The following is a 22,650-nucleotide window of genomic DNA, read 5'->3' as shown; positions in this document are numbered from 1 at the left end:
CGAGTGTCCCTGATCGCTTCTGACCACTTCCGCATCGTTGTCGGCCTCGGCAAGAGCGGCATGTCCCTGGTTCGCTTCCTGGCGAACCGGGGCGTTGCCTTTGCAGTGGCTGATACGCGGGAAAATCCACCCGAGCTGGCCACGCTGCGCCGTGACTACCCGCAGGTGGAAGTGCGTTGTGGCGAACTGGACGTGGAGTTCCTGTGCCGCGCCGACGAGCTCTACGTGAGCCCCGGCCTGGCCCTGGCGACCCCGGCCCTGCAGGCCGCGGCGGCCCGTGGGGTGAAGCTTTCCGGCGATATCGAGCTGTTCGCGCGTAACGCCAAGGCGCCGATCGTCGCCATCAGTGGCTCCAACGCCAAGAGCACCGTGACCACCCTGGTGGGCGAGATGGCCGCAGCGGCGGGCAAGCGTGTCGCCGTGGGTGGCAATCTTGGTACCCCGGCCCTGGACCTGCTGCACGACGACATCGAGCTGTATGTGATGGAACTGTCCAGCTTCCAGCTGGAAACCACCGACCAGCTCAATGCCGAAGTGGCCACCGTGCTCAACGTCAGCGAAGACCATATGGACCGCTACAGCGGCCTGCCGGCCTACCACCTGGCCAAGCACCGGATCTTCCGTGGTGCCCGTCAGGTAGTAGTCAATCGGCAGGACGCCCTGAGCCGTCCGCTGATGAGCGAAGGCCTGCCATGCTGGACCTTCGGCCTCGGCAAGCCGGACTTCAAGGGCTTCGGCCTGCGCGAAGAGAACGGCGAGAAATACCTGGCTTTCGAGTTCCAGAACCTGATGCCGGTTCGCGAACTGAAGATCCGTGGTTCCCACAATCAGTCCAATGCCCTGGCCGCCCTGGCCTTGGGGCATGCGGTGGGGCTGCCGTTCGATGCCATGCTCGCGGCCCTGCGCAACTTCGCCGGCCTGGAGCATCGCTGCCAGTGGGTGCGTGATCTGGATGGCGTGGGCTACTACAACGACTCCAAGGCCACCAACGTCGGTGCCGCGCTGGCGGCCATCGAAGGCCTGGGGGCGGATATCGCCGGCAAGATTGTGCTGATCGCCGGTGGCGACGGCAAAGGCGCCGAGTTCAACGACTTGCGGGGGCCGGTGGCGGCTCACTGCCGTGCGGTGATCCTCATGGGCCGCGATTCCGACAAGATCGGCGTAGCCATTGGCGATGGCGTGCCATTGATTCGCGCCGCTTCCCTGGCTGACGCCGTGACCCAATGCCGTGCCGCCGCTCAAGCGGGTGATGTGGTGCTGCTGTCGCCGGCCTGCGCCAGTTTCGACATGTTCAAGAATTACGAAGACCGTGGTCAGCAGTTCGTCCGCGTGGTGGAGGAGCTGGCATGAACCTTCGAGGCATCATCAAGCCCTATCCGTCGCCGCTGATTACTGGGCGCGGTATCGACCTCGACTTCCCGATGCTTGCCGGTTGCCTGGCGCTGCTCGGGCTCGGGCTGATCATGATCGCCTCGGCGTCCACCGAGGTGGCGGCGGCGCAGTCGGGCAGCGCCCTGTATTACATGATCCGCCACCTGATCTACATCGTGATCGGCCTCGGGGCTTGCATCGTCACCATGATGATCCCCATCGCCACCTGGCAGCGCCTGGGCTGGCTGATGCTGATCGGTGCCTTCGGCTTGCTGGTGATGGTGATCATCCCGGGCATCGGCCGTGAGGTGAACGGTTCGATGCGCTGGATCGGCTTCAGCTTCTTCAACGTCCAGCCGTCCGAGATCGCCAAGGTGTTCGTGGTGATCTACCTCGCCGGTTACCTGGTGCGGCGGCAGAAGGAAGTGCGGGAAAGCTGGATGGGCTTCTTCAAGCCATTCATCGTGCTGCTACCCATGGCCGGCCTGCTGCTGATGGAGCCGGACTTCGGTGCCACCGTGGTGATGATGGGCGCTGCCGCGGCGATGCTGTTCCTCGGCGGTGTCGGGTTGTTCCGCTTCTCGCTGATGGTGGTGCTGGCAGTGGCGGCGGTGGTGCTGCTGATTCAGATGCAGCCTTATCGGATGGCGCGCCTGACCAACTTCGCCGACCCCTGGGCCGACCAGTTCGGCGCCGGCTACCAGCTGTCCCAGGCGTTGATCGCCTTTGGTCGCGGCGAGTGGCTGGGCGTTGGCCTGGGCAACAGCGTGCAGAAGCAGTTCTACCTGCCCGAGGCCCACACCGACTTCGTGTTCTCGGTACTGGCCGAGGAACTGGGCGCAGTGGGTTCCCTGTGCACCGTGGCGCTGTTCGTCTTTGTCTGTATTCGTGGCATGTACATCGGCCTGTGGGCCGAGAAGTCCAAGCAGTTCTTTGCCGCCTACGTGGCCTATGGCTTGTCGTTCCTGTGGATCGGCCAGTTCCTGATCAATATCGGGGTGAATGTCGGCCTGCTGCCGACCAAGGGCCTGACCCTGCCATTCCTCAGTTACGGCGGCAGCTCCCTGGTGATCTGCTGCGCCTGTCTCGGTTTGTTGCTGCGCATCGAGTGGGAGAGCAGGACCCACCTGGGCAGCGAAGAGATGGAGTTCAGTGAGAGTGATTTTGCCGAGGAGCCGATCCATGGGCGCTAACGTGCTGATCATGGCCGGCGGCACCGGTGGCCACGTGTTCCCGGCGCTGGCCTGTGCCCGCGAATTCCAGGCCCGCGGCTACAGCGTGCACTGGCTGGGTACGCCGCGGGGCATCGAGAACGACCTGGTCCCGGCTGCCGGGCTGCCGCTGCACCTGATCAACGTCAGCGGCCTGCGGGGCAAGGGCAAGCTGTCCCTGCTCAAGGCACCGTTCGTGCTGCTCAAGGCGGTGCTCCAGGCGCGCAAGGTGGTGCGTCAGCTGAAGCCAGTCTGTGTGCTGGGTTTTGGTGGTTACGTGACCGGCCCTGGCGGCGTTGCCGCCAAACTGTCCGGCGTACCGGTGATCGTTCATGAACAGAACGCCGTTGCCGGTACCGCCAATCGGCTGCTGGTGCCGTTGGCGGCCCGAGTCTGCGAAGCTTTCCCGGACACCTTCGGGGCCTCCGGCAGCCGCCGCACCACGGGCAATCCGGTACGCACCGAGCTGTTCCTCGAAACTCCGCGCGAGGCCCTGGCCGGACGCAAGGCACGTTTGCTGATCCTGGGCGGAAGCCTGGGTGCAGAGCCGTTGAACAAGCTGTTGCCGGAAGCCCTGGCACAGGTCGCCGCCGAGCTGCGCCCGGAGGTGTTCCACCAGGCCGGCAAAAACCACGATGAAGTCACTGCAGAGCGTTATCGCGCCGCTGGCGTCGAGGCGCAGGTGCAGCCTTTTATCAAAGACATGGCCCAAGCCTATGGCTGGGCCGACCTGGTGGTCTGTCGCGCAGGTGCGCTGACCGTCAGTGAACTGGCGGCCGCCGGTCTGCCCTCGATGCTGGTGCCCTTGCCCCATGCGATCGACGATCACCAGACCCGCAATGCCGAATATTTGGCTCGTGAAGGCGCCGCCTTCCTGATGCCGCAAAGAACGACTGGTGCAGCGGACCTAGCCGCGCGCCTGACAGAGGTTTTGATGCAACCAGAACGACTCGACACCATGGCCCAGGCCGCGCGCCGCCTGGCCAAACCCGAAGCGACCCAGGACGTTGTGAACATCTGCCTGGAGGTGGCCCATGGTTGAGAACCAGAAAGCCATGCCCCAGCCGGAAATGCGCCGTATCCGCCGTATCCACTTCGTCGGCATCGGCGGCGTGGGCATGTGCGGCATCGCCGAAGTGCTGCTCAACCTGGGCTATGAAGTGTCCGGCTCCGACCTCAAGGCGTCGCCGGTCACCGAGCGCCTGGAGTCCTTTGGTGCGCACATCTATATTGGCCACCGCGCCGAGAACGCTGCCAATGCCGATGTGCTGGTGGTGTCGAGCGCCGTGAACACCTCCAACCCGGAAGTGGCCACCGCGCTGGAGCGGCGTATCCCGGTGGTGCCGCGGGCGGAAATGCTTGCCGAGCTGATGCGCTACCGGCATGGCGTGGCCGTGGCCGGTACCCATGGCAAGACCACCACCACCAGCCTGCTGGCCTCGGTGTTCGCCGCCGGTGGCCTGGACCCGACCTTCGTCATCGGTGGCCGGCTGAACGCCGCAGGCACCAATGCCCAGCTGGGTACCAGCCGCTACCTGATTGCCGAAGCCGATGAAAGCGATGCCAGCTTCCTGCACCTGCAGCCGCTGGTGGCCGTGGTCACCAATATCGACGCCGACCACATGGCGACCTACGACGGTGACTTCAACAAGCTAAAGAAGACCTTCGTCGACTTCCTGCACAACCTGCCGTTCTACGGCCTGGCGGTGATGTGCCTGGACGATCCGGTGGTGCGCGAGATCCTGCCCCTGGTGAAGCGCCCGACCGTGACCTATGGCTTCAGCGAAGAAGCCGACGTGCGCGCGATCAATGTCCGCCAGCAGGGCATGCAGACCTTCTTCACCGTGCTGCGTCGCGACCGTGAGCCGCTGGATGTGTCGGTGAACATGCCGGGCAACCACAACGTGCTGAACTCCCTGGCGACCATCTGCATCGCCACCGACGAAGGCATCAGCGATGAAGCCATTGTCCAGGGCCTGTCGGGCTTCCAGGGTGTGGGCCGACGCTTCCAGGTCTACGGCGAACTGCCGGTGGATGGTGGCAACGTAATGCTGGTGGACGACTACGGACACCACCCGACCGAGGTCGCCGCGGTGATCAAGGCGGTGCGTGGTGGTTGGCCTGAAAGGCGCCTGGTGATGGTCTACCAGCCGCACCGCTTCAGCCGTACCCGCGACCTGTACGACGACTTCGTGCAAGTGTTGGCCGATGCCAACGTGCTGCTGTTGATGGAAGTCTACCCGGCCGGCGAAGAGCCGATTCCCGGTGCCGACAGCCGCCAGCTGTGCCACAGCATTCGCCAGCGCGGGCAACTGGACCCTATCTACATCGAGCGTGGCGTTGACCTGGCGCCAGTGGTCAAGCCGCTGCTGCGCGCCGGCGACATCCTGCTGTGCCAGGGCGCTGGCGATATCGGCGGCCTGGCCCCGAAACTGCTGGCCAGCCCGCTGTTCGCCGGTGCCGTGGCCGCTGGCAAGGGAGCGTCGAAATGACTGCCGCCTACGCCCAGCTGTTCTCCACCGTGGCCCCGAGCGATTTCGGTCGCGTGGCCGTGCTTTACGGCGGCAAGAGCGCCGAGCGCGAAGTGTCGCTGAAGTCCGGCAAGGCAGTGCTTGAAGCCCTGCAGAGCGGCGGTGTGAACGCCTTCGGTATCGATGTGGGTGATGATCTGCTGCAGCGCCTGCTGAGCGAAAAGATCGATCGCGCCTTCATCATCCTTCACGGCCGTGGCGGTGAAGACGGCAGCATGCAAGGTTTGCTGGAGTGCCTGGGCATTCCCTACACCGGCAGCGGCATCCTCGCCTCGGCCCTGGCCATGGACAAACTGCGCACCAAGCAGGTCTGGCACAGCCTGGGCATTCCGACGCCGCGCCACGGGGTATTGAGCTCCGAGGCCGACTGTATTTCCGCGGTGGCGGAACTGGGCCTGCCTTTGATCGTCAAACCGGCTCATGAAGGCTCCAGTATCGGTATGGCCAAGGTGACTTCCGCGCCCGAGTTGATCGAAGCATGGAAAGCGGCCAGTACCTACGATTCGCAAGTGTTGGTGGAACAATGGATCCAGGGTCCGGAGTTCACCATCGCGACCCTGCGTGGCCAGGTGCTGCCTCCGATTGCCCTGGGTACCCCCCACACTTTTTACGACTACGACGCCAAGTACCTGGCTTCCGATACCCAGTATCGGATTCCGTGCGGGCTCGACAGTGCCAAGGAACAGGAACTGATGGACCTCACGGCGCAAGCCTGTGAGGCACTCGGTATCGCCGGTTGGGCGCGTGCCGATGTGATGCAGGATGCCCAGGGGCAGTTCTGGTTCCTGGAAGTGAACACCGCTCCGGGGATGACCGATCACAGTCTGGTGCCGATGGCCGCGCGTGCGGCCGGTCTGGATTTCCAGCAACTGGTATTGGCCATCCTGGCAGCCAGTCTTGAGGCGCGAGGTTAAGTCCATGCAAGGCGCATCGCTTCGTCATCAGCAACCCGCACCCGGCCGCAAGCCGGTGCCGCGGGGTGCCAGCCGCATGGTGGCCAAAGAGCCGATGTCGGTGCGCCTGCCGAAAGCCAATTTCGGCTTTCTGAAAAGCCTGTTCTGGCCGGTGTTGCTGGTGGCACTGGGGGTTGGCACCTATGAAGGTGCTCAACGCCTGCTGCCTTACGCCGACCGGCCGATCAGCAAGATCGCCGTGCAGGGGGACTTGAGCTACATCAGCCAGCAGGCGGTGCAACAGCGGATCGCGCCTTATGTCGCGGCGAGCTTTTTCACCATCGACCTGGCGAGCATGCGCACCGAGCTGGAACAAATGCCCTGGATCGCTCACGCCGAAGTACGTCGGGTGTGGCCGGACCAAGTGGTGATTCGCCTGGAAGAACAACTGCCGGTGGCCCGCTGGGGCGACGAGGCGCTGTTGAACAACCAGGGCCAGGCCTTCACCCCGCGTGAACTGGCGAACTATGAACACTTGCCGCAGTTGTTCGGGCCGCAGCGGGCCCAGCAGCAAGTGATGCAGCAGTATCAGGTGTTGAGCCAGATGCTGCGGCCGCTGGGCTTTTCGATTGCCCGTCTGGAGCTGCGCGAGCGCGGCAGTTGGTTCCTGACCACCGGCGCCGGCAGTGCCGGCCCGGGTATCGAGCTGCTCCTGGGCCGCGATCACCTGGTGGAGAAGATGCGCCGCTTCATTGCCATTTATGAAAAAACGCTGAAAGAACAGATCACGAACATCGCGCGCATCGATCTGCGTTACGCCAACGGCTTGGCCGTGGGCTGGCGCGATCCGGCGGCACCCACGACGGCGCAGCCCGCCGTCGCGAAGAATTAAGAAGAGGCAGGACCATGGCAAATGTGCAAAGCGGCAAAATGATCGTCGGCCTGGATATCGGCACCTCCAAGGTAGTGGCGCTGGTAGGCGAAGTCGCGGCCGATGGCTCGCTGGAAATCGTCGGCATTGGCACCCATCCCTCCCGCGGCCTGAAGAAGGGCGTGGTGGTGAATATCGAGTCCACCGTGCAGTCGATCCAGCGCGCGGTGGAAGAAGCGCAACTGATGGCGGGCTGCCGCATCCACTCGGCGTTCGTCGGCGTGGCCGGCAATCACATCCGCAGCCTGAACTCCCACGGCATCGTGGCGATCCGCGACCGTGAAGTCAGCTCGGCTGACCTGGAGCGGGTGCTGGATGCCGCCCAGGCGGTGGCGATCCCGGCCGACCAGCGGGTTCTGCACACCCTGCCGCAGGACTACGTGATCGATAACCAGGAAGGCGTGCGCGAGCCCCTGGGCATGTCCGGCGTGCGTCTGGAAGCCAAGGTCCATGTGGTCACTTGCGCAGTGAATGCTGCGCAGAACATCGAGAAGTGCGTGCGTCGCTGCGGCCTGGAAATCGACGACATCATCCTCGAGCAACTGGCCTCGGCCTACGCGGTGCTCACCGACGATGAAAAAGAGCTGGGCGTATGCCTGGTGGACATCGGCGGCGGCACCACCGACATGGCGATCTTCACCGAAGGCGCGATCCGCCATACCGCGGTGATCCCGATTGCCGGCGACCAGGTGACCAACGATATCGCCATGGCCCTGCGTACCCCGACCCAGTACGCCGAAGAGATCAAGATTCGTTACGCCTGTGCCCTGGCCAAGCTGGCCGGTGCCGGCGAAACCATCAAGGTGCCGAGCGTTGGCGACCGTCCACCGCGCGAACTGTCGCGCCAGGCCCTGGCCGAAGTGGTCGAGCCGCGCTACGACGAGCTGTTCACCCTGATCCAGGCCGAGCTGCGTCGCAGCGGCTACGAAGACCTGATCCCGGCGGGCATCGTGCTCACCGGCGGTACTTCGAAGATGGAAGGTGCGGTGGAACTGGCGGAGGAAATTTTCCACATGCCGGTCCGCCTGGGCGTGCCCCACAGTGTCAAGGGCCTGTCCGACGTGGTGCGCAACCCGATCTATTCCACTGGTGTGGGCCTGTTGCAATACGGCCTGCAGAAGCAGTCCGACGGCATCCAGTTCTCCGGTATCGGCAATCGCGACAGCTACAGCAGCGATGAGCCCAAGGCGGCCTTGCTCGATCGCATCAAGAGCTGGGTGCAGGGCAATTTCTGACCAGCAGCTTCAAGCGACAAGTTTCAAGCAACAAGCAGTAAAGGCAGTAGAAGCAGTAGGCAGTAGGCGAAAAACTAGAGAAATGAAAGGAGAGGGAAAATGTTCGAACTCGTAGACAACATCCCGCAAAGTCCGGTAATCAAGGTTATCGGCGTGGGCGGTGGCGGCGGCAACGCGGTCAATCACATGGTCAAGAGCAACATCGAGGGCGTCGAGTTCATCTGCGCCAACACTGATGCTCAAGCGCTGAAAAACATCGGCGCGCGGACCATCCTGCAACTGGGTACCGGTGTGACCAAGGGCCTGGGTGCGGGTGCCAATCCGGAAGTCGGTCGTCAGGCCGCCCTGGAAGACCGCGAGCGCATCGCCGAAGTACTGGCGGGCACCAACATGGTGTTCATCACCACTGGCATGGGCGGCGGTACCGGTACCGGTGCAGCGCCGATCATCGCCGAAGTGGCCAAGGAAATGGGCATCCTCACCGTTGCGGTGGTGACCCGTCCGTTCCCGTTCGAAGGCCGCAAGCGCATGCAGATCGCCGATGAGGGCATCCGCGCGCTGAGCGAAAGCGTCGACTCGTTGATCACCATCCCCAACGAGAAGCTGCTGACCATCCTCGGTAAAGACGCCAGCCTGCTGTCGGCTTTCGCCAAGGCTGACGACGTGTTGGCCGGTGCCGTTCGCGGTATCTCCGACATCATCAAGCGTCCGGGCATGATCAACGTCGACTTCGCCGACGTACGCACCGTGATGAGCGAAATGGGCATGGCGATGATGGGCACTGGCTGCGCCAGCGGTCCGAACCGTGCACGTGAAGCTACTGAAGCGGCGATCCGCAACCCGCTGCTGGAAGACGTGAACCTGGAAGGTGCGCGCGGCATTCTGGTGAACATCACCGCCGGTCCCGACTTGTCCCTGGGCGAGTACTCCGACGTGGGTAGCATCATCGAAGCCTTCGCTTCCGAACACGCCATGGTCAAGGTCGGTACCGTTATCGATCCGGACATGCGTGACGAGCTGCATGTAACCGTAGTGGCCACCGGCCTGGGCGCGAAAATCGAGAAGCCTGTGAAGGTCATCGACAATACCGTTCAGACTTCCATGTCCGCGCAGTCGCAAGCGTCGGCTCCTGCTCGCCAGGAACTGCCGTCGGTGAACTACCGTGACCTGGACCGTCCGACCGTGATGCGCAACCAGGCGCAGTCGAACGCGGCAACCGCGGCAAAGCTGAATCCGCAAGATGATCTGGACTACCTGGACATCCCGGCATTCCTGCGTCGTCAGGCCGATTGATGGAATGTATCAGGGGTATTAGGGTGATTGGTGTTCAGCAAAGGCATGGTCTGCTATTATCGCCAGCCTTTGTTGATACCAGTTCGCAATTTGCGCTGAAGCGGCCCAAGCCATGATTAAACAACGCACCCTGAAGAATATTATCCGTGCCACAGGTGTAGGCCTGCATTCCGGGGAGAAGGTATACCTGACCCTCAAGCCTGCGCCTGTCGACACCGGCATTGTGTTTTGTCGTGCCGACCTGGACCCGGTGGTGCAGATTCCTGCTCGCGCGGAAAATGTTGGCGAAACCACAATGTCGACCACGCTGGTCAACGGCGACATCAAAGTGGACACGGTGGAGCACTTGCTCTCGGCCATGGCTGGCCTGGGCATCGATAACGCCTACGTCGAGCTCTCCGCGTCCGAAGTCCCGATCATGGACGGTAGCGCTGGACCCTTCGTATTCCTGATTCAATCTGCTGGCCTCGAAGAACAGGACGCAGCTAAAAAGTTCATCCGCATCCTTCGTGAAGTGACAGTGGAAGACGGCGACAAGCGCGCCACTTTCGTGCCTTTCGATGGTTTTAAAGTGAGCTTCGAGATCGATTTCGATCACCCGGTTTTCCGTGACCGCACCCAGAGTGCAAGCGTGGACTTCTCCAGTACTTCGTTCGTAAAAGAAGTCAGTCGCGCCCGTACCTTTGGTTTCATGAGTGATATCGAGTACCTGCGCAAGCACAACCTCGCACTCGGCGGCAGCGTGGAAAATGCCATTGTGGTCGATTCGGATGGCGTACTGAACGAAGACGGTCTTCGCTACGAAGACGAATTCGTCAAGCACAAGATCCTGGATGCAATCGGTGACCTCTACCTGCTGGGCAATAGCCTGATAGGCGAGTTCAAGGGCTTCAAATCGGGCCATGCCCTGAACAACCAGCTGCTGCGCAAGCTGATTGAACAGAAGGATGCCTGGGAAGTCGTGACCTTCGAGGACGCCAGCACTGCACCGATCTCTTACATGCGTCCGGTCGCGGCCGTGTAAGTACTCTCTCTTTCCTTTTGTTTTTAAAGGCCATCCCCCCGGGTGGCCTTTTTTTATGCCTGCGGTTTCAGGTGCGGCCCCGGCACATATTGGAAACCACTCGGTTGCGACCGGCATGCTTGGCCTGGTAGAGAGCCTTGTCAGCATGACCGAGCAACTCGTCGAGACTGGCCCCGGGCGCACCGGACCAGCAGTTGATGCCGATGCTCACCGTCAGCGTCGAGGCCTGGGGGCTGACGGCCGGCAAGTCTTGGATCTGGGCGCGGATCTTTTCCGCCAGCTGCGAAGCCCCGGCACTGTCGGTATCGGGAAGAATCACCGCGAACTCTTCGCCGCCATAACGCGCCGCCAGGTCTGCCGGGCGCTGGACGCAGGCGGCAATGTTCTGGGCGACCGCGCGCAAGGCCTGGTCCCCCAGTGGATGGCCAAAGCGATCGTTGAACTGCTTGAAGTGATCGATATCGATCATCAACAGCGCCAGCGGTTTGCCCGAGCGCTGGGCCCGGGCCCATTCGCGGGCCAGGGTCTGATCCAGGGTACGGCGATTGGCCAGGCCGCTCAGGGCATCGACGGACGCCAGGCGGGCCAGTTCCTGTTCGGCGCAGTGGCGCCGCCGCAGCTCGCGGCACAGCAGCAGGGTCAGCCACAACAGACCGATGCACAGCACGCCGGTGGCACTGCTGACCCATAGCGCGGTGTGCCGCCAGGAGCGAAACACTTCATCGGCAGACAGCGCCACCACCACGATCAACGGCAGCTCGCCGACTTGGGAGAAGGTGTACAGGCGTTGCCGCTGATCGATGCTGGAAAGGCTGGTGAAGCTGCCGTTGCCCTCACGCAGAATGCGCACGAAGTTGGGGCGATTGCTGAAATCCCTGCCAACCATGTCTTCGGTCAGGGCGGGTTGCTGGGCCAGCAGGATACCGTCGCGGCTCACCAGGTTGATGGTGCTGTCGCGGCCTATATCCAGGGACTTGAACAACTGGTTGAAGTAGCTCAGGCGCATGGCGGCCTCGGCCACGCCCAGAAACTCGCCGTGTTCGCCGCTGAGGCGCCGGCTGAAGCTGATGCGCCAATCCTGATCGGCGGTACGGGCACGAAAGGGCGGGCTGATCATCATCCCCGGGTCCGGGTTGTCGATATGCGCCTTGAAGTACTCGCGGTCGGCGAAGTTGCCTTTGCGCGGCACCACCGAGGCTGAATCGGCCAGCACATTGCCGGACGTGTCCAGCAGCAGGATATCGCCCTTGTAGGGTGCGGCAGTGGCTCGATCGAACAACGCCAGATGGCGGATCGGCGCGGACACCTGTTGCAGGTCCGGACGCTGTGCAGCACTCACCAGGCCCTTGAGCGACAGGTCATAGAGCTCGACATTGCGCAGAACGTCGGCGTCGATCAACTGCACGATATTGGTCGCGGCGCGGGTTGCCGACAGCTCGGCGGCAGCGTGTTCGCGGATCAACAGGTAGGTGACAATGCCAAGGATGGCGGCAACTGCCAGCGAGCTGGCGAGGATCAGCAGCCATTCCGAATTTGCCGCGGTTTTCCCTGTGCGGGGTATCGCACTCTTCACGCTCATGCTCACTGCTATCTGCCACATCGACGTTTTCAAGTCTTGTATGGACGTGGGCCACAGGAATCAGTCACGCCTTCGCGCCTGTATAAATCCGGCACAAAAAAAAGGCCAGCAAAACATGCTGGCCTTGTGCTTATAGCGAGTTAGAACACATTGATCGGGTAGTCGACGATCACTCGGTATTCGTCAGTGTCGTTATCCAGCGTGCCGTAGCCATTGCCGCCACGGTTGGTGGCCCACTGCAGACGCACCGCCAAGTCCTTGGCGGTGCCGCCCTGCACCACGTACTTCAGGTCCAGGTCGCGTTCCCAGTGCTTGGCGTGCTTGCCATCGGCGCTGTACCAGTTGGCGTAGCCGCGGCTGTCCGGGTCGACCTTGGTGGTGTCCAGCTCGCCGCGGGAGTAGGACAGCGACGAGGTCAGGCCCGGCAGGCCGAGGCCGGCGAAATCGTAGGCGTACTTGAGCTTCCACGAGCGCTCGTTGGGGCCGTTGAAGTCCGAGTACTGTTGGGAGTTGTCCAGGTAGATGCTGTCGCCCTGGGATATGTAGTCGAAGGGCGTGTTGCCGTTGACCCGCTGGTAGGCGGCGGTGACGCTGTGGCTGCCCACGCCGACGGTGAAGTGCAGGCTGTAGGTGTTGTTGTCGATCTTGCCCAGCAGGGACTGGCCGGTGTCCTGGGTGTGATAGAAGTGCAGGCCCGGGTTCAGGCTCACCAGGTCGTTGACCGCGTAGGTGTAGTCCAGGTCGTAGTAGTACTGGTTCCAGATGTCCTTGAGCTCGGAAGCGTAGAGGCTGCTGGTCAACCCCGGCACGCCGCTCCAGGCCACGCCGGCCCAGTTCAGGTGACGGCTCTTGTCGCCATCGCTCAGGTTGCCGTAGGAGGTGCCGATGCGCTGGCGGCCACTCTGGTTGTAGGGCTTGGTGAAGCTGGCCTGGCCACCTTCGAGCAGCCAGCCGTCGAAACTGCGGTTGGTCAGGCTGATGCCGCGAAAGGTCTGCGGCAACATGCGGCTCATGCCCCCGGCGATCACCGGGTTGTTGAGGAACAGATCACCGGCCTTGAGCTCGGTGTCGAAGGCGCGCATTTTCAGGGTGGCGCCGGCAGTGGAGAACGAGCCGGGCGCTTTGCCGTTGCCATCGCCAATCGGCAGGATGCTCGAGCCATCGGTGCCGCCACCGCCATCGAGCTTGAGGCCGAGCATGGCATTGGCGTCGACACCGAAGCCCAGGGTGCCCTGGGTGTAGCCGGACTCGAAGATGCCGAGGAAACCCTGGCCCCATTCGATGTTGTCATCGTTGTGCTGATGGCGGTTGCGGTTCATGTAGTAGTTGCGGGCATTGAGCTTAAGGCTCGAACCGGCGACGAAACCTTCGCTTGCGGCTTCTTCGGCGGCCTGGCCCAGTGCCGGGATAGTTGCAGCGATTGCAATGAACAGCGAACTGAATTTCAGTGAGGTCCTGAACAACGTGTAGCTCCTTTGGTGGGTAACAATGGGTTTCTTATTGTGAATTCGGGTGTTTCTTGTTCTGTGCAAGACGAATCTGTGGGGAACTTCTCAACAACAAAAAAAGCCGCTGAAGTCAGCGGCTTTAAGACAACTTGCTCCCGGGTTGAAGGCAGAGCAGTTGTCGAGGGAAACGAGTCGGATTCGAGAATCAGCTGTCTTTTCCAGCATCGCTCTTGCGCTGCTCGGCGGTGATCTTCTGGGCTTGCTGAGTGCTTTGCTGCTGGGCGACCTGTGCTTGTTCGAAGGCGGCGGCGCGTGCTGCATTTCTCGCCGCGAATGCCTGGGATTCCTCAGCCATGGCCACGGGCGCCACAAACAGGGAAGACAAAACAAAGGCGCTGGCAATACCCATACTGTTGGACATTTCTGAAGACCTTCTTGCTGAGCAAGTTCAATTCGGTGCGACAAAAATATAACCACGAGGCAGTCGGAAAAAGGGCCGAACAGGATAAGGACTGTTACAAAAAAAACAATAGTAGGAGCTGGCTTGCCAGCGAAGCTCTTCCCGCGAACGAATGGCTTGGCGCCTTCGCCGCCAAGCCGGCGCCAACAGAATCAGGGATTTCGGGATTCAGCGCGGCAGATACAGCCCAAACGTATTGATGCCCCGTTCGCTGTGCACGAAGACATCGCCGCCGTGCATCAGGGCAATGGCCTTGACGATGGCCAGGCCCAGGCCATGGTTGGCGCCACTGTTGCTGCGCGAGGCGTCGACCCGGTAGAAGCGCTCGAACAGCCGTGGCAAATGCTCGCTGGCAATGCCTTGCCCCGGGTTGCTGACGGCGATCGCCACCTGCTGTTGCTGTACCTCGATCCGCACCTGGATCACTTCCCCCGGCGCCGTGTGCTGCACGGCATTGCTCAGCAGGTTGATCAGGGCCCGGCGCAGATGGGCGATCTCGATCCGCACCTGGGCATCGCCCTCGACCTCGACCCGCACCTGGGCGTCCTCGAGGATAAAGTCCAGGTAGTCCAGGGTAGTGGCCACTTCCGCCGCGAGGGAGGTACTGGTGAGCTTGGTGGCCTTGCTGCCCTGGTCGGCGCTGGCCAGGAACAGCATGTCATTGATGATCGAACGCAGCCGTTCCAGCTCTTCGAGGTTGGATTGCAGCACCTCGAAGTAATGCTCCGCCGAGCGCCCCCGGGTCAGGGCCACCTGGGTCTGGCCGATCAGGTTGGTCAGGGGCGAACGCAACTCATGGGCGACGTCGGCATTGAACGATTCCAGGCGCGAATAGGCGTGCTCGACCCGTTCCAGGGTGGAGTTGAAAGAGTTGACGAACTGGCTCAGCTCCGGCGGCAGCGGCGTCAGTTGCAGGCGTCCGGACAGCCGTGGCGGCGCCAGGCGCTGGGCTTCCTGGGACAGCTTGATCAGCGGCTTGAGGCCGATCCGTGCCACCCAGTAGCCCAGGGCCGAGGCCAGCAGCACGCCGACAATCGCCAGGCCGATCAGGGCCATCAGCAACTGGTGCTGGGTTTGGTGGAAGGTGTCGGTGTCGATGGCGATCAGAAAGCGCAGGGGCGGGCGTTGCTCCTTGGCCGGCAACTGGCTGACCAGCACTTTCAGCGGGTAGGGGTGATCGCTCAGATTCAGGTCGCGCATGCCCAGGGGGCCCTGGGCGAATTGGCGGATCTGCTGATCCGGGTCGCCGTATTCATAGCCGGGGTCGCCGCTTACCGCCCAGAAACGAATGCGCTTGTCTTCCTCGCCCAGCAGCTTGAGCTTGGCGCTGATCTTGCCCCAGTGCTCGGGGTTGCCGTAACGAGTCAGGGCCGACTCGAGCACGCTGTAGCGCGCATCCAGCTCGGCTTCCGGCAGCAGGCCCAGGCCCTTGTCCACCTGTTGGTAGAGGGCGCCGCCAATCAACAGGAAAATCAGCAGCGCCACCAGGGTGAACAGACCGCTCAGGCGCAGAGCAATGGAATTACTCGGCACTGCGGTTCTCCAGCACATAACCCATGCCGCGGATGGTGTGCAGCAGCTTGTGCTCGAAGGGGCCGTCGAGCTTGGCTCGCAGGCGCTTGATCGCCACCTCGACGACATTCGCATCGCTGTCGAAATTGATGTCCCAGACCATCTCGGCAATGGCCGTCTTGGACAGAATCTCGCCCTGGCGCCGGGCCAGTACGCTGAGCAGGGAGAACTCCTTGGCGGTCAGGTCCAGGCGGTTGCCGGCGCGGCTGGCCTTGCGGCTGATCAGGTCGATCCACAGGTCGGCGATGCTGATCTGCACCGGCTCATGCCCGCCGCTGCGGCGGGTCAGGGCTTGCAGCCGGGCCACCAGTTCGAGGAACGAGAAGGGCTTGCCCAGGTAATCGTCGGCACCGTCGCGCAGGCCGCGGATGCGGTCTTCCACCCGTTCGCGCGCGGTGAGCATGATCACCGGGGTCTGCTTGCGCGCGCGCAGGGCGCGCAGTACGCCGAAACCGTCTAGGCCCGGCAGCATCACATCCAGCACTATCACTGCGTAATCGCTTTCCAGGGCCAGGTGCAGGCCTTCGATGCCGTCCCGGGCCAGGTCTACGTTGTAGCCCTGCTCGGTGAGGCCGCGGTGCAGGTAATCGGCGGTTTTTTCTTCATCTTCGATAATCAGAACGCGCATGACCCGCCTCAGGTGTTGGTGGCCGGCAACGGGGCCGGCTGGGGCCGGTGGAACAGCCGCTCGAGCCACAAGTATATGACCGGCGTGGTGAACAGCGTCAGTGCCTGGCTCACCAGCAGGCCGCCGACCACGGCGATGCCCAGGGGCTGGCGCAGTTCGGCGCCGGCGCCATAGCCGAGCATCAGCGGCAGGGCGCCGAGCAAGGCCGCCAGGGTGGTCATGATGATCGGCCGGAAGCGCGTGAGGCAGGCTTGGTAGATGGCTTCTTGAGGAGGCAGCCCGCGGTTGCGCTGGGCTTCCAGGGCGAAGTCGATCATCAGGATGCCGTTTTTCTTGACGATACCGATCAGCAGCACCAGGCCGATCAGCGCCATGATGGAAAAGTCCTGGCCGCAGAGCCAGAGCATCAACAGTGCGCCCAGGCCCGCCGAGGGCAGGGTGGAAATGATCGTCAGCGGATGCACGAAGCTTTCGTACAGCACCCCGAGAATGATGTACACCGCCACCAGCGCCGCCAGGATCAGGTATGGCTGGCTGGCCAGGGAGCTCTGGAAGGCCTGGGCCGCGCCCTGGAAATTGCCGCTGATGGCCGCCGGCATGCCGATCTCGCTCTTGGCCTGGTTGAGCAGGATCACGGCATCCCCCAGGGCCACGCCGGGAGCCAGGTTGAACGACAGGTTGGCCGCCGGGAACATGCCGTCATGGGCGATCGACAGCGGGCCCACCGTGGGCGCATCGAAGCGCGCCAGGGCCGACAGCGGCACCATCTCCCCGGTCAGCGGCGAACGCAGGTAGAAGTAGTTGAGGCTCTCGGCCTTGCCGCGCTGCTGGGTGTCGAGTTCGAGGATCACGTTGTACTGGTTGATCTCGGTCTGGAACTCGTTGATCTGGCGCTGGCCGAAGGCGTCGTACAGCGCCTCGTCGACATCACTGGCAGTGAGGCCGAAGCGCGCGGCGGCGGTGCGGTCGATATTGATATGGGTGATGCTGCCGCCCAGTTGCAGGTCGTTGGAAATATCACGGAAGGCCGGGTTGCTGCGCAGCTTTTCGGTCAGGCGCTGGGTCCAGGTGCTCAGGGTCGGGCCGTCGTTGCTCTTGAGCACATACTGGTATTGGGCACGGCTGGGGCCGGAGCTGAGGTTGATGTCCTGGCCGGCCCGCAGGTAGAGGACGATGCCGGGAATCTTCATCAGTTGCGGACGAATGCGATCGATAAAGGCGCTGGCCGAGACATCCCGCTCAGCCCGTGGTTTCAGCGAAATCCAGAAGCGGCCGTTGGCGATGGTCTGGTTGCTGCCGGACACCCCCACCGAGTGGGAGAACGCCTGCACCGCAGGGTCGGCGGCGACTATCTCGGCCAGGGCCTGGTGCTTCTTCACCATATCGGGGTAGGAAATATCCGCCGCAGCCTCGGTAGTGCCCAGGACGAAACCGGTGTCCTGCACCGGGAAGAAGCCCTTGGGAATGAACACATAGCCGGCGATGGCCAGGCCCAGGGTCAGGGCGAAGATGCCCAGCATCAGTTTCTGGTGGGCCAGGGCCTTGCGCAGGCCGCGCTCGTAGACCGCCAGCAGACGCTCGCCAAAACCTGGCTTGGCGTGTTCCGGGTGCAGCGGGGCGCGCATGAACAGGGCCGCCAGGGTCGGCGCCAGGGTCAGCGAGACCACCACTGAAATCATGATGGTGGAGGTTGCGGTCAAGGCGAATTCCTTGAACAGCCGGCCTACCACCCCACCCATGAACAGCAGGGGAATAAAGGCCGCCACCAGGGAAAAACTGATGGAGACCACGGTAAAGCCGATTTCCCCGGCGCCCTTGATCGCCGCCTCGCGCATGCCGTCGCCGGCCTCCAGGTGCCGGTGAATGTTCTCCACCACGACAATGGCGTCGTCCACCACAAAGCCCACGGCAATCACGATGGCCACCAGGGTCAGGTTGTTCAGGCTGAAACCCATCACATACATCAGGGCAAAGCTGGCGGTCAGCGATACCCCCAGCACCGCCGAGACGATCAGGGTTGCCGACCATTGGCGCAGGAACAGCGCCATCACCGCCACCACCAGCAACACGGCGATCAGCAGGGTAATTTCCACCTCGTGCAGCGAGGCGCGGATGGTCTGGGTACGGTCCACCAGCACCTTGACCTGCACCGAGGCCGGCAGCATGGCTTCAAGGCCGGGCAGCGCGGCCTGGATGCGGTCCACGGTGTCGACGATATTGGCCCCGGGCTGGCGCGAGATCACCAGGTTGACCCCCGGTTGATCGCCAGACCAGGCCTGCACGTAGGCGTCTTCCGAACCCTTGACCACCCGTGCCACATCTTGCAGCTGCACGGGCGCGCCATTCTTGTAGGAAACGATCAACTGACCATATTCCTCGGGGTGGAACAGCTGGTCGTTGGTGGACAGGGTGGAAATGCTCGATTCGCCGTACAGCGCGCCCTTGGCCAGGTTGAGGCTGGTTTGCTGGATTGCCAGGCGGATATCGGCCAGGGTCAGGCCGATGGCCGCCAGCTTGTCTGCCGAAGCCTGGACTCGGATCGCCGGGCGCTGCTGGCCGGTGATATTGATTTGGCCGACCCCGTCGATCTGGCTGATCTGCCGTGCCATCAGGGTTTCTGCGTAGTCGCTGAGTTCGGTGCCGGGCATCTGCGTCGAGCTGATGCTGAGAATCAGTACCGGGCTGTCCGCCGGGTTGACCTTCCTCCAGGTGGGCAGGGTCGGCATGTCCTTGGGCAGCTTGCCGGCGGCGGTGTTGATGGCTGCCTGCACTTCCTGTGCGGCGGTGTCGATGCTCTTGTTGAGGGTGAACTGCAAGGTCAGCAGAGAAGTGCCCAGGGCACTGCTGGAGGTCATCTGGGTCATGCCGGGGATGGCGCTGAACTGCACCTCCAGGGGCGTAGCCACCGACGACGCCATGGTGTCCGGGCTGGCTCCGGGCAGGGCGGCGGAAACCTGGATGGTGGGAAACTCCGCCTCTGGCAGCGGCGCCACCGGCAGCCGCGGAAAGGCGATCAGCCCCAGCAGCACCAGGGCGAAGGTCAACAGGACGGTGGCGACCGGGTGGTCGATGCACCAGGCGGATACCGAGCCGTGGCCCTTCATGGCTGCACCTGCGCAGCCTGCACCACTGGCAGTGGGTCGCCAAGCACCTGCACCTGGGTGCCGGGCTTGAGTCGCGACTGACCGTCACTCACCAGCACGTCGCCGGCCTGGACCCCGCTGATGATGTTCAGGCCGCTGTCTTGATACAGCACCTGCACCGGCACGCTTTCCACCTGCTGGCCGTTGACCCGGAACACGAAGTGCTGATCGAGCCCGCGCTGGACCACGGTGGGCGGCACGGTCAGCGCGCCTTGCTCCAGCGCGGTCTGGATCTTCACCGTGACCAGTTGCCCGGGCCAGAGCTTCTGCTGGGCATTGTCGAACTCGGCCTTGGCGCGAATGGTGCCGGTGCCGGCGTTGATCTGGTTGTCGATCAGGCTCAGGTGGCCGTTGCCCAGCAGGGTGTCGGGGTTATTGCCGTCGGCACCGAGGTAGGCCTTGACCGCCGCCGGGTCCTGGGCCCGGATCAGCTGCTGCAGGGTGGGCAGCATCTGTTGGGGCAGGGAGAACTCCACGGCGATGGGGTCGATCTGGGTCACCGAGAACAGGCCCTGGGCATCGCTCATGCGCAGGAAATTGCCTTCGTCCACGGTGCGAATACCCACTCGGCCACTGACTGGGGAGCGGATCTGGGTGTAGGAAAGCTGCACCTGGGCGGCGTCTATGGCGGCCTGGTTACCTTGCACGGTGGCGGCGAGCTGATTGACCAGGGCCAGTTGCTGATCGTAGGTCTGCTTGGAGATGCCATCATCCACGGTCAGCAGCTTGTAGCGCTTGAGGTTGACCTGGGCCACCTGCAGTTGTGCCTGGTTCTGCGCCAACTGGGCCCGGGCCTGATCCAGATTGGCGCGGATCGTCCGGTCATCGATAGTCGCCAGCAGGTCGCCGACCTTGACCAACTGGCCCTCCTTGACCAACAGGCGGGTGAGGATGCCATCCACCTGGGTACGAATAACCACGCTGTGCAGCGACAACACCGAACCGATGCCGCTGGCGTAGCGCGGCACATCCTGCTGCAGCACTTTCACCACCCGTACCGGAACCGCCGTGTGGGCCGCCTGCCGGGTGGTCGCCGGCGGGTTCAGGAACCACAACGCGGTGGCGGCGAGGGCCACCAGCACGGCTGCGCTGACGAGGGTTTTCTTGGCGATGGGCATGGAGGAGGGCGCCGGGGGCAAGGAGGTCGGAAAATGGCGATGATCTGTGCACAGTTATAGCCCGGCAACCCGGTCAGCACTGTGACGCCCAGCTGTCAGCGCTGTCAGAAAAGTCTCGACCAGGGCCCGGTCAAAGATCCTTTGCCCGCAGGTATACTGGCGCCGATTTTCGTCCTGCCCGCGGCGCGGACGCCATTTCTCCCCTGGAGTGCCTCATGACTGCCCCTGTACAACCCGCTGTGGAAGATGCGCCAAGCGTCGATCCGCTGACCGAAGCGCATATCGAAGACAAGGCGGCAATCCCGGCCTTCAAGTTTCCATTCAAGCCGTCCGAATTTGCCGCGGCGAAAAACGCCCAGCAGACCTGGTACAAGAAGGGCGTTGGCGACGGCCACACCAAGACCCCCGGCGCAGCGCCTCCCGGCACTCGTCGTTCGATGGGCAAACGCTGATTTCGCCGACATTCGTGCATAAAGCCACGATTTGCGCTTTTCAACCGCGATAGTGGCTAATTGCTTTAAACCTGAGCTGGATCAGTATTTGTGGCATCAGTGCGCTTAGAGTCAGCAGCCCTGCCGACTCCACCTAACAATGACGAGCGCGCTTCCCATGAAGATCAACCTTCCGGTTACTGGGCGAAACGTGGACTTTGCCCCTGATGCGAACATCCTCTCGACCACCGATCTGACCAGCGCGATCACCTACGCCAACTCTGACTTCATCAAGATCAGCGGCTACAGCCGTGAGGAACTGCTGGGTTCGCCGCATAACCTGCTACGTCATCCGGACATGCCCTCGGCGGCGTTCGCCCATATGTGGCGCACCCTCAAGCGCGGCCGCTCGTGGATGGGCATGGTGAAGAACCGTTGCAAGAACGGCGATCATTATTGGGTCAGCGCCTACGTCACCCCGGTGACCCGCGACGGCCAGGCGGTGGAATACCAGTCGGTGCGCACCAGGCCCAGCCTGCAGCAGATCGAGGCTGCGGAGCGAGCCTATGGGCGGCTGAACACGGCGTCGCGGTCCTGGCTCAAGCTGTTGCCGGTGATGAGCCTGCGGCTGCGCCTGTGGGCCTGGATCAGTGCCGGCTTCATCGGCACCTACGGTGTTTCGGTGTGGTCATTGCCCGAGTCGTGGAGGGTGCTGGGCGGGGCGCTGGCCATGGGTTGGTGCCTGAGCCTGGTGGCGGTGGGGCTGCAATTGCGCCCATTGGAGCGGTTGGCCGAACGCGCTCGGCAGGTTGGCGACAACCCCTTGAGCCAGGGCATCTACACCGGACGCGCGGACGAGTTCGGGCGCATCGAGTTCGCCTTGCAGATGCTCGAGGCCCAGGTGGGGGCGGTGGTGGGGCGTATCGGCGATGCTTCCCAACGCCTGGCCGGGCATGCCGCGGAACTGGTGGAGCACCTGCACAGCAGCCACAGCAGCACCCTGGAACAGCAGGCGGAAACCGATCAGGTGGCGGCCGCCATTCACCAGATGGCCGCCAGCGTGGCGGAAGTCGCCACCCATGCCCAGCAGGCTTCGGTGGCCGCCGACCAGGCGGAAAGCGAAACCCGTGAAGGTCATCAACTGGTGGGCGAGAGCCGCAGCGCGGTGCTGCGCCTGGCTAGCGAGCTTGCGCGCGCCACTGAGGTGATTCATGAGTTGGAAAGCCACAGCACGGATATTTCCGGGGTGCTGGAGGTGATCCGCAGCATCGCCGAGCAGACCAACCTGCTGGCCCTGAATGCGGCGATCGAAGCGGCCCGGGCCGGGGAGCAGGGGCGCGGCTTTGCCGTGGTGGCCGATGAGGTGCGCGGCCTGGCCCAGCGCACCCAGGATTCCACCAACGAGATCCAGCGCATGATCAGCACCCTGCAAAATGGCGCACGCAATGCGGTGGAGGCCATGCAGCACAGCAGCCAGCATGTGGAGAGCAGCGTCGATCAGGCCCAGCGTGCGGCCCAGGCCCTGGATGGCATCAGCCAGCGGGTCAACCAGATCACCGAAATGAGTTTGCAGATCGCCGCGGCGGTGGAAGAGCAGAGTGCGGTCAGCGAAGACATCAACCGCAACATCATCGGCATTCGCAACGCCTGCGAGGCCACGGTCAATGCCGGCCAACTCAGCCATGTCAACTCCGGCGACGTGGCCGGGCTGGCCGGTGATCTGCGCCAGCTGGCCCAGGAGTTCTGGCACAAGCGTGGCTAGAACCGTTCGCCGGCCAGGCG

The 22,650-nt window shown here is 63.1% G+C and carries 18 protein-coding genes and 1 pseudogene; 12 read left to right on the top strand and 7 right to left on the bottom strand.

Features of this window, described 5'->3' with window-relative positions; genetic code table 11:
* Positions 1–3: 3 nt before the first annotated feature.
* From murD to lpxC, 9 genes are all read left to right on the top strand, one after another.
* Positions 4–1,350, top strand: coding sequence for a UDP-N-acetylmuramoyl-L-alanine--D-glutamate ligase (murD, locus tag J4P02_RS26360; protein ID WP_426195866.1), 1,347 nt, complete (start codon positions 4–6; stop codon positions 1,348–1,350).
* Entirely contained in the window at positions 1,347–2,564 is a 1,218-nt protein-coding gene (gene ftsW / locus J4P02_RS26355) for a putative lipid II flippase FtsW (RefSeq protein WP_426195864.1), read from the top strand. Before murD ends, ftsW begins: the two co-directional genes overlap by 4 nt.
* A complete protein-coding gene (murG, locus tag J4P02_RS26350; protein WP_426195862.1) occupies positions 2,554–3,624 on the top strand; it encodes an undecaprenyldiphospho-muramoylpentapeptide beta-N-acetylglucosaminyltransferase in 1,071 nt (356 codons plus the stop codon). Before ftsW ends, murG begins: the two co-directional genes overlap by 11 nt.
* Positions 3,617–5,074, top strand: a complete 1,458-nt coding sequence (murC, locus tag J4P02_RS26345) for a UDP-N-acetylmuramate--L-alanine ligase (RefSeq protein ID WP_426195860.1) — start codon at positions 3,617–3,619, stop codon at positions 5,072–5,074. The genes murG and murC overlap by 8 nt, the downstream gene beginning before the upstream one ends.
* Positions 5,071–6,027 (top strand): D-alanine--D-alanine ligase, encoded by a 957-nt coding sequence (locus J4P02_RS26340; protein WP_426195858.1) that lies wholly within the window; start codon positions 5,071–5,073, stop codon positions 6,025–6,027. Before murC ends, J4P02_RS26340 begins: the two co-directional genes overlap by 4 nt.
* Positions 6,028–6,031: 4 nt before the next feature.
* Positions 6,032–6,898 carry a cell division protein FtsQ/DivIB gene (locus tag J4P02_RS26335; protein WP_426195855.1) on the top strand — a complete coding sequence of 289 codons (867 nt, stop codon included), beginning with the start codon at positions 6,032–6,034 and terminating at the stop codon, positions 6,896–6,898.
* A 14-nt stretch (positions 6,899–6,912) separates the two neighbouring features.
* A complete protein-coding gene (gene ftsA, locus J4P02_RS26330) occupies positions 6,913–8,172 on the top strand; it encodes a cell division protein FtsA (protein ID WP_058437374.1) in 1,260 nt (419 codons plus the stop codon).
* Between the two features lie 99 nt (positions 8,173–8,271).
* Positions 8,272–9,465: a cell division protein FtsZ gene (gene ftsZ / locus J4P02_RS26325; protein WP_426195853.1), complete on the top strand. Its 1,194-nt coding sequence runs from the start codon at positions 8,272–8,274 to the stop codon at positions 9,463–9,465.
* A gap of 112 nt (positions 9,466–9,577) precedes the next feature.
* On the top strand, positions 9,578–10,489 hold the full coding sequence (lpxC, locus tag J4P02_RS26320; RefSeq protein ID WP_426195851.1) for a UDP-3-O-acyl-N-acetylglucosamine deacetylase: 912 nt from the start codon (positions 9,578–9,580) through the stop codon (positions 10,487–10,489).
* A gap of 67 nt (positions 10,490–10,556) precedes the next feature.
* Here lpxC and J4P02_RS26315 read toward each other — a convergent pair whose 3' ends face one another.
* From J4P02_RS26315 to J4P02_RS26285, 7 genes are all read right to left on the bottom strand, one after another.
* Positions 10,557–12,068 carry a diguanylate cyclase gene (locus J4P02_RS26315; protein ID WP_426195849.1) on the bottom strand — a complete coding sequence of 504 codons (1,512 nt, stop codon included), beginning with the start codon at positions 12,066–12,068 and terminating at the stop codon, positions 10,557–10,559.
* 140 nt (positions 12,069–12,208) lie between these two features.
* The gene (locus tag J4P02_RS26310) at positions 12,209–13,531 is read right to left on the bottom strand and encodes an OprD family porin (protein WP_426195847.1); all 1,323 of its coding nucleotides are present in this window, start codon (positions 13,529–13,531) and stop codon (positions 12,209–12,211) included.
* A 190-nt stretch (positions 13,532–13,721) separates the two neighbouring features.
* Positions 13,722–13,937 carry a hypothetical protein gene (locus J4P02_RS26305; protein ID WP_426195845.1) on the bottom strand — a complete coding sequence of 72 codons (216 nt, stop codon included), beginning with the start codon at positions 13,935–13,937 and terminating at the stop codon, positions 13,722–13,724.
* A 207-nt stretch (positions 13,938–14,144) separates the two neighbouring features.
* A complete protein-coding gene (locus tag J4P02_RS26300) occupies positions 14,145–15,509 on the bottom strand; it encodes a heavy metal sensor histidine kinase (RefSeq protein WP_426195843.1) in 1,365 nt (454 codons plus the stop codon).
* Complete coding sequence (locus J4P02_RS26295) at positions 15,499–16,176, bottom strand: heavy metal response regulator transcription factor (RefSeq protein WP_426195841.1); 678 nt, start codon at positions 16,174–16,176, stop codon at positions 15,499–15,501. Before J4P02_RS26295 ends, J4P02_RS26300 begins: the two co-directional genes overlap by 11 nt.
* Positions 16,177–16,184: 8 nt before the next feature.
* Positions 16,185–19,280, bottom strand: coding sequence for a multidrug efflux RND transporter permease subunit (locus J4P02_RS26290; protein WP_426195839.1), 3,096 nt, complete (start codon positions 19,278–19,280; stop codon positions 16,185–16,187).
* Positions 19,277–20,437 carry an efflux RND transporter periplasmic adaptor subunit gene (locus J4P02_RS26285; protein ID WP_426195837.1) on the bottom strand — a complete coding sequence of 387 codons (1,161 nt, stop codon included), beginning with the start codon at positions 20,435–20,437 and terminating at the stop codon, positions 19,277–19,279. The genes J4P02_RS26290 and J4P02_RS26285 overlap by 4 nt, the downstream gene beginning before the upstream one ends.
* 215 nt (positions 20,438–20,652) lie before the next feature.
* Between J4P02_RS26285 and J4P02_RS26280 the strand changes: the two genes are divergently transcribed.
* From J4P02_RS26280 to J4P02_RS26270, 3 genes and pseudogenes are all read left to right on the top strand, one after another.
* Positions 20,653–20,889: a hypothetical protein gene (locus J4P02_RS26280; protein ID WP_426195835.1), complete on the top strand. Its 237-nt coding sequence runs from the start codon at positions 20,653–20,655 to the stop codon at positions 20,887–20,889.
* Between the two features lie 139 nt (positions 20,890–21,028).
* A pseudogene (locus tag J4P02_RS26275) lies at positions 21,029–21,328 on the top strand (PAS domain-containing protein); the annotation flags it as partial.
* 270 nt (positions 21,329–21,598) lie between these two features.
* Positions 21,599–22,630 carry a methyl-accepting chemotaxis protein gene (locus J4P02_RS26270; protein WP_426195912.1) on the top strand — a complete coding sequence of 344 codons (1,032 nt, stop codon included), beginning with the start codon at positions 21,599–21,601 and terminating at the stop codon, positions 22,628–22,630.
* Positions 22,631–22,650: the final 20 nt, after the last annotated feature.

Source organism: Pseudomonas sp. NFXW11 (assembly GCF_049887815.1).
Lineage (GTDB): Bacteria > Pseudomonadota > Gammaproteobacteria > Pseudomonadales > Pseudomonadaceae > Aquipseudomonas.
The sequence above is the reverse complement of the archived record's forward strand: the minus strand, read 5'-3'. Positions and strand labels throughout refer to the sequence as shown.

Bases quoted from the DNA above. Each gene is read 5' to 3' on its own strand.
- ftsW (WP_426195864.1), top strand. From the start codon at position 1,347: ATGAACCTTCGAGGCATCATCAAGCCCTATCCGTCGCCGCTGATTACT.
- murG (WP_426195862.1), top strand. From the start codon at position 2,554: ATGGGCGCTAACGTGCTGATCATGGCCGGCGGCACCGGTGGCCACGTG.
- murC (WP_426195860.1), top strand. From the start codon at position 3,617: ATGGTTGAGAACCAGAAAGCCATGCCCCAGCCGGAAATGCGCCGTATC.
- J4P02_RS26340 (WP_426195858.1), top strand. From the start codon at position 5,071: ATGACTGCCGCCTACGCCCAGCTGTTCTCCACCGTGGCCCCGAGCGAT.
- J4P02_RS26335 (WP_426195855.1), top strand. From the start codon at position 6,032: ATGCAAGGCGCATCGCTTCGTCATCAGCAACCCGCACCCGGCCGCAAG.
- ftsA (WP_058437374.1), top strand. From the start codon at position 6,913: ATGGCAAATGTGCAAAGCGGCAAAATGATCGTCGGCCTGGATATCGGC.
- ftsZ (WP_426195853.1), top strand. From the start codon at position 8,272: ATGTTCGAACTCGTAGACAACATCCCGCAAAGTCCGGTAATCAAGGTT.
- lpxC (WP_426195851.1), top strand. From the start codon at position 9,578: ATGATTAAACAACGCACCCTGAAGAATATTATCCGTGCCACAGGTGTA.
- J4P02_RS26315 (WP_426195849.1), bottom strand. From the start codon at position 12,068: ATGAGCGTGAAGAGTGCGATACCCCGCACAGGGAAAACCGCGGCAAAT.
- J4P02_RS26305 (WP_426195845.1), bottom strand. From the start codon at position 13,937: ATGTCCAACAGTATGGGTATTGCCAGCGCCTTTGTTTTGTCTTCCCTG.
- J4P02_RS26295 (WP_426195841.1), bottom strand. From the start codon at position 16,176: ATGCGCGTTCTGATTATCGAAGATGAAGAAAAAACCGCCGATTACCTG.
- J4P02_RS26290 (WP_426195839.1), bottom strand. From the start codon at position 19,280: ATGAAGGGCCACGGCTCGGTATCCGCCTGGTGCATCGACCACCCGGTC.
- J4P02_RS26285 (WP_426195837.1), bottom strand. From the start codon at position 20,437: ATGCCCATCGCCAAGAAAACCCTCGTCAGCGCAGCCGTGCTGGTGGCC.
- J4P02_RS26280 (WP_426195835.1), top strand. From the start codon at position 20,653: ATGACTGCCCCTGTACAACCCGCTGTGGAAGATGCGCCAAGCGTCGAT.
- J4P02_RS26270 (WP_426195912.1), top strand. From the start codon at position 21,599: ATGGGTTGGTGCCTGAGCCTGGTGGCGGTGGGGCTGCAATTGCGCCCA.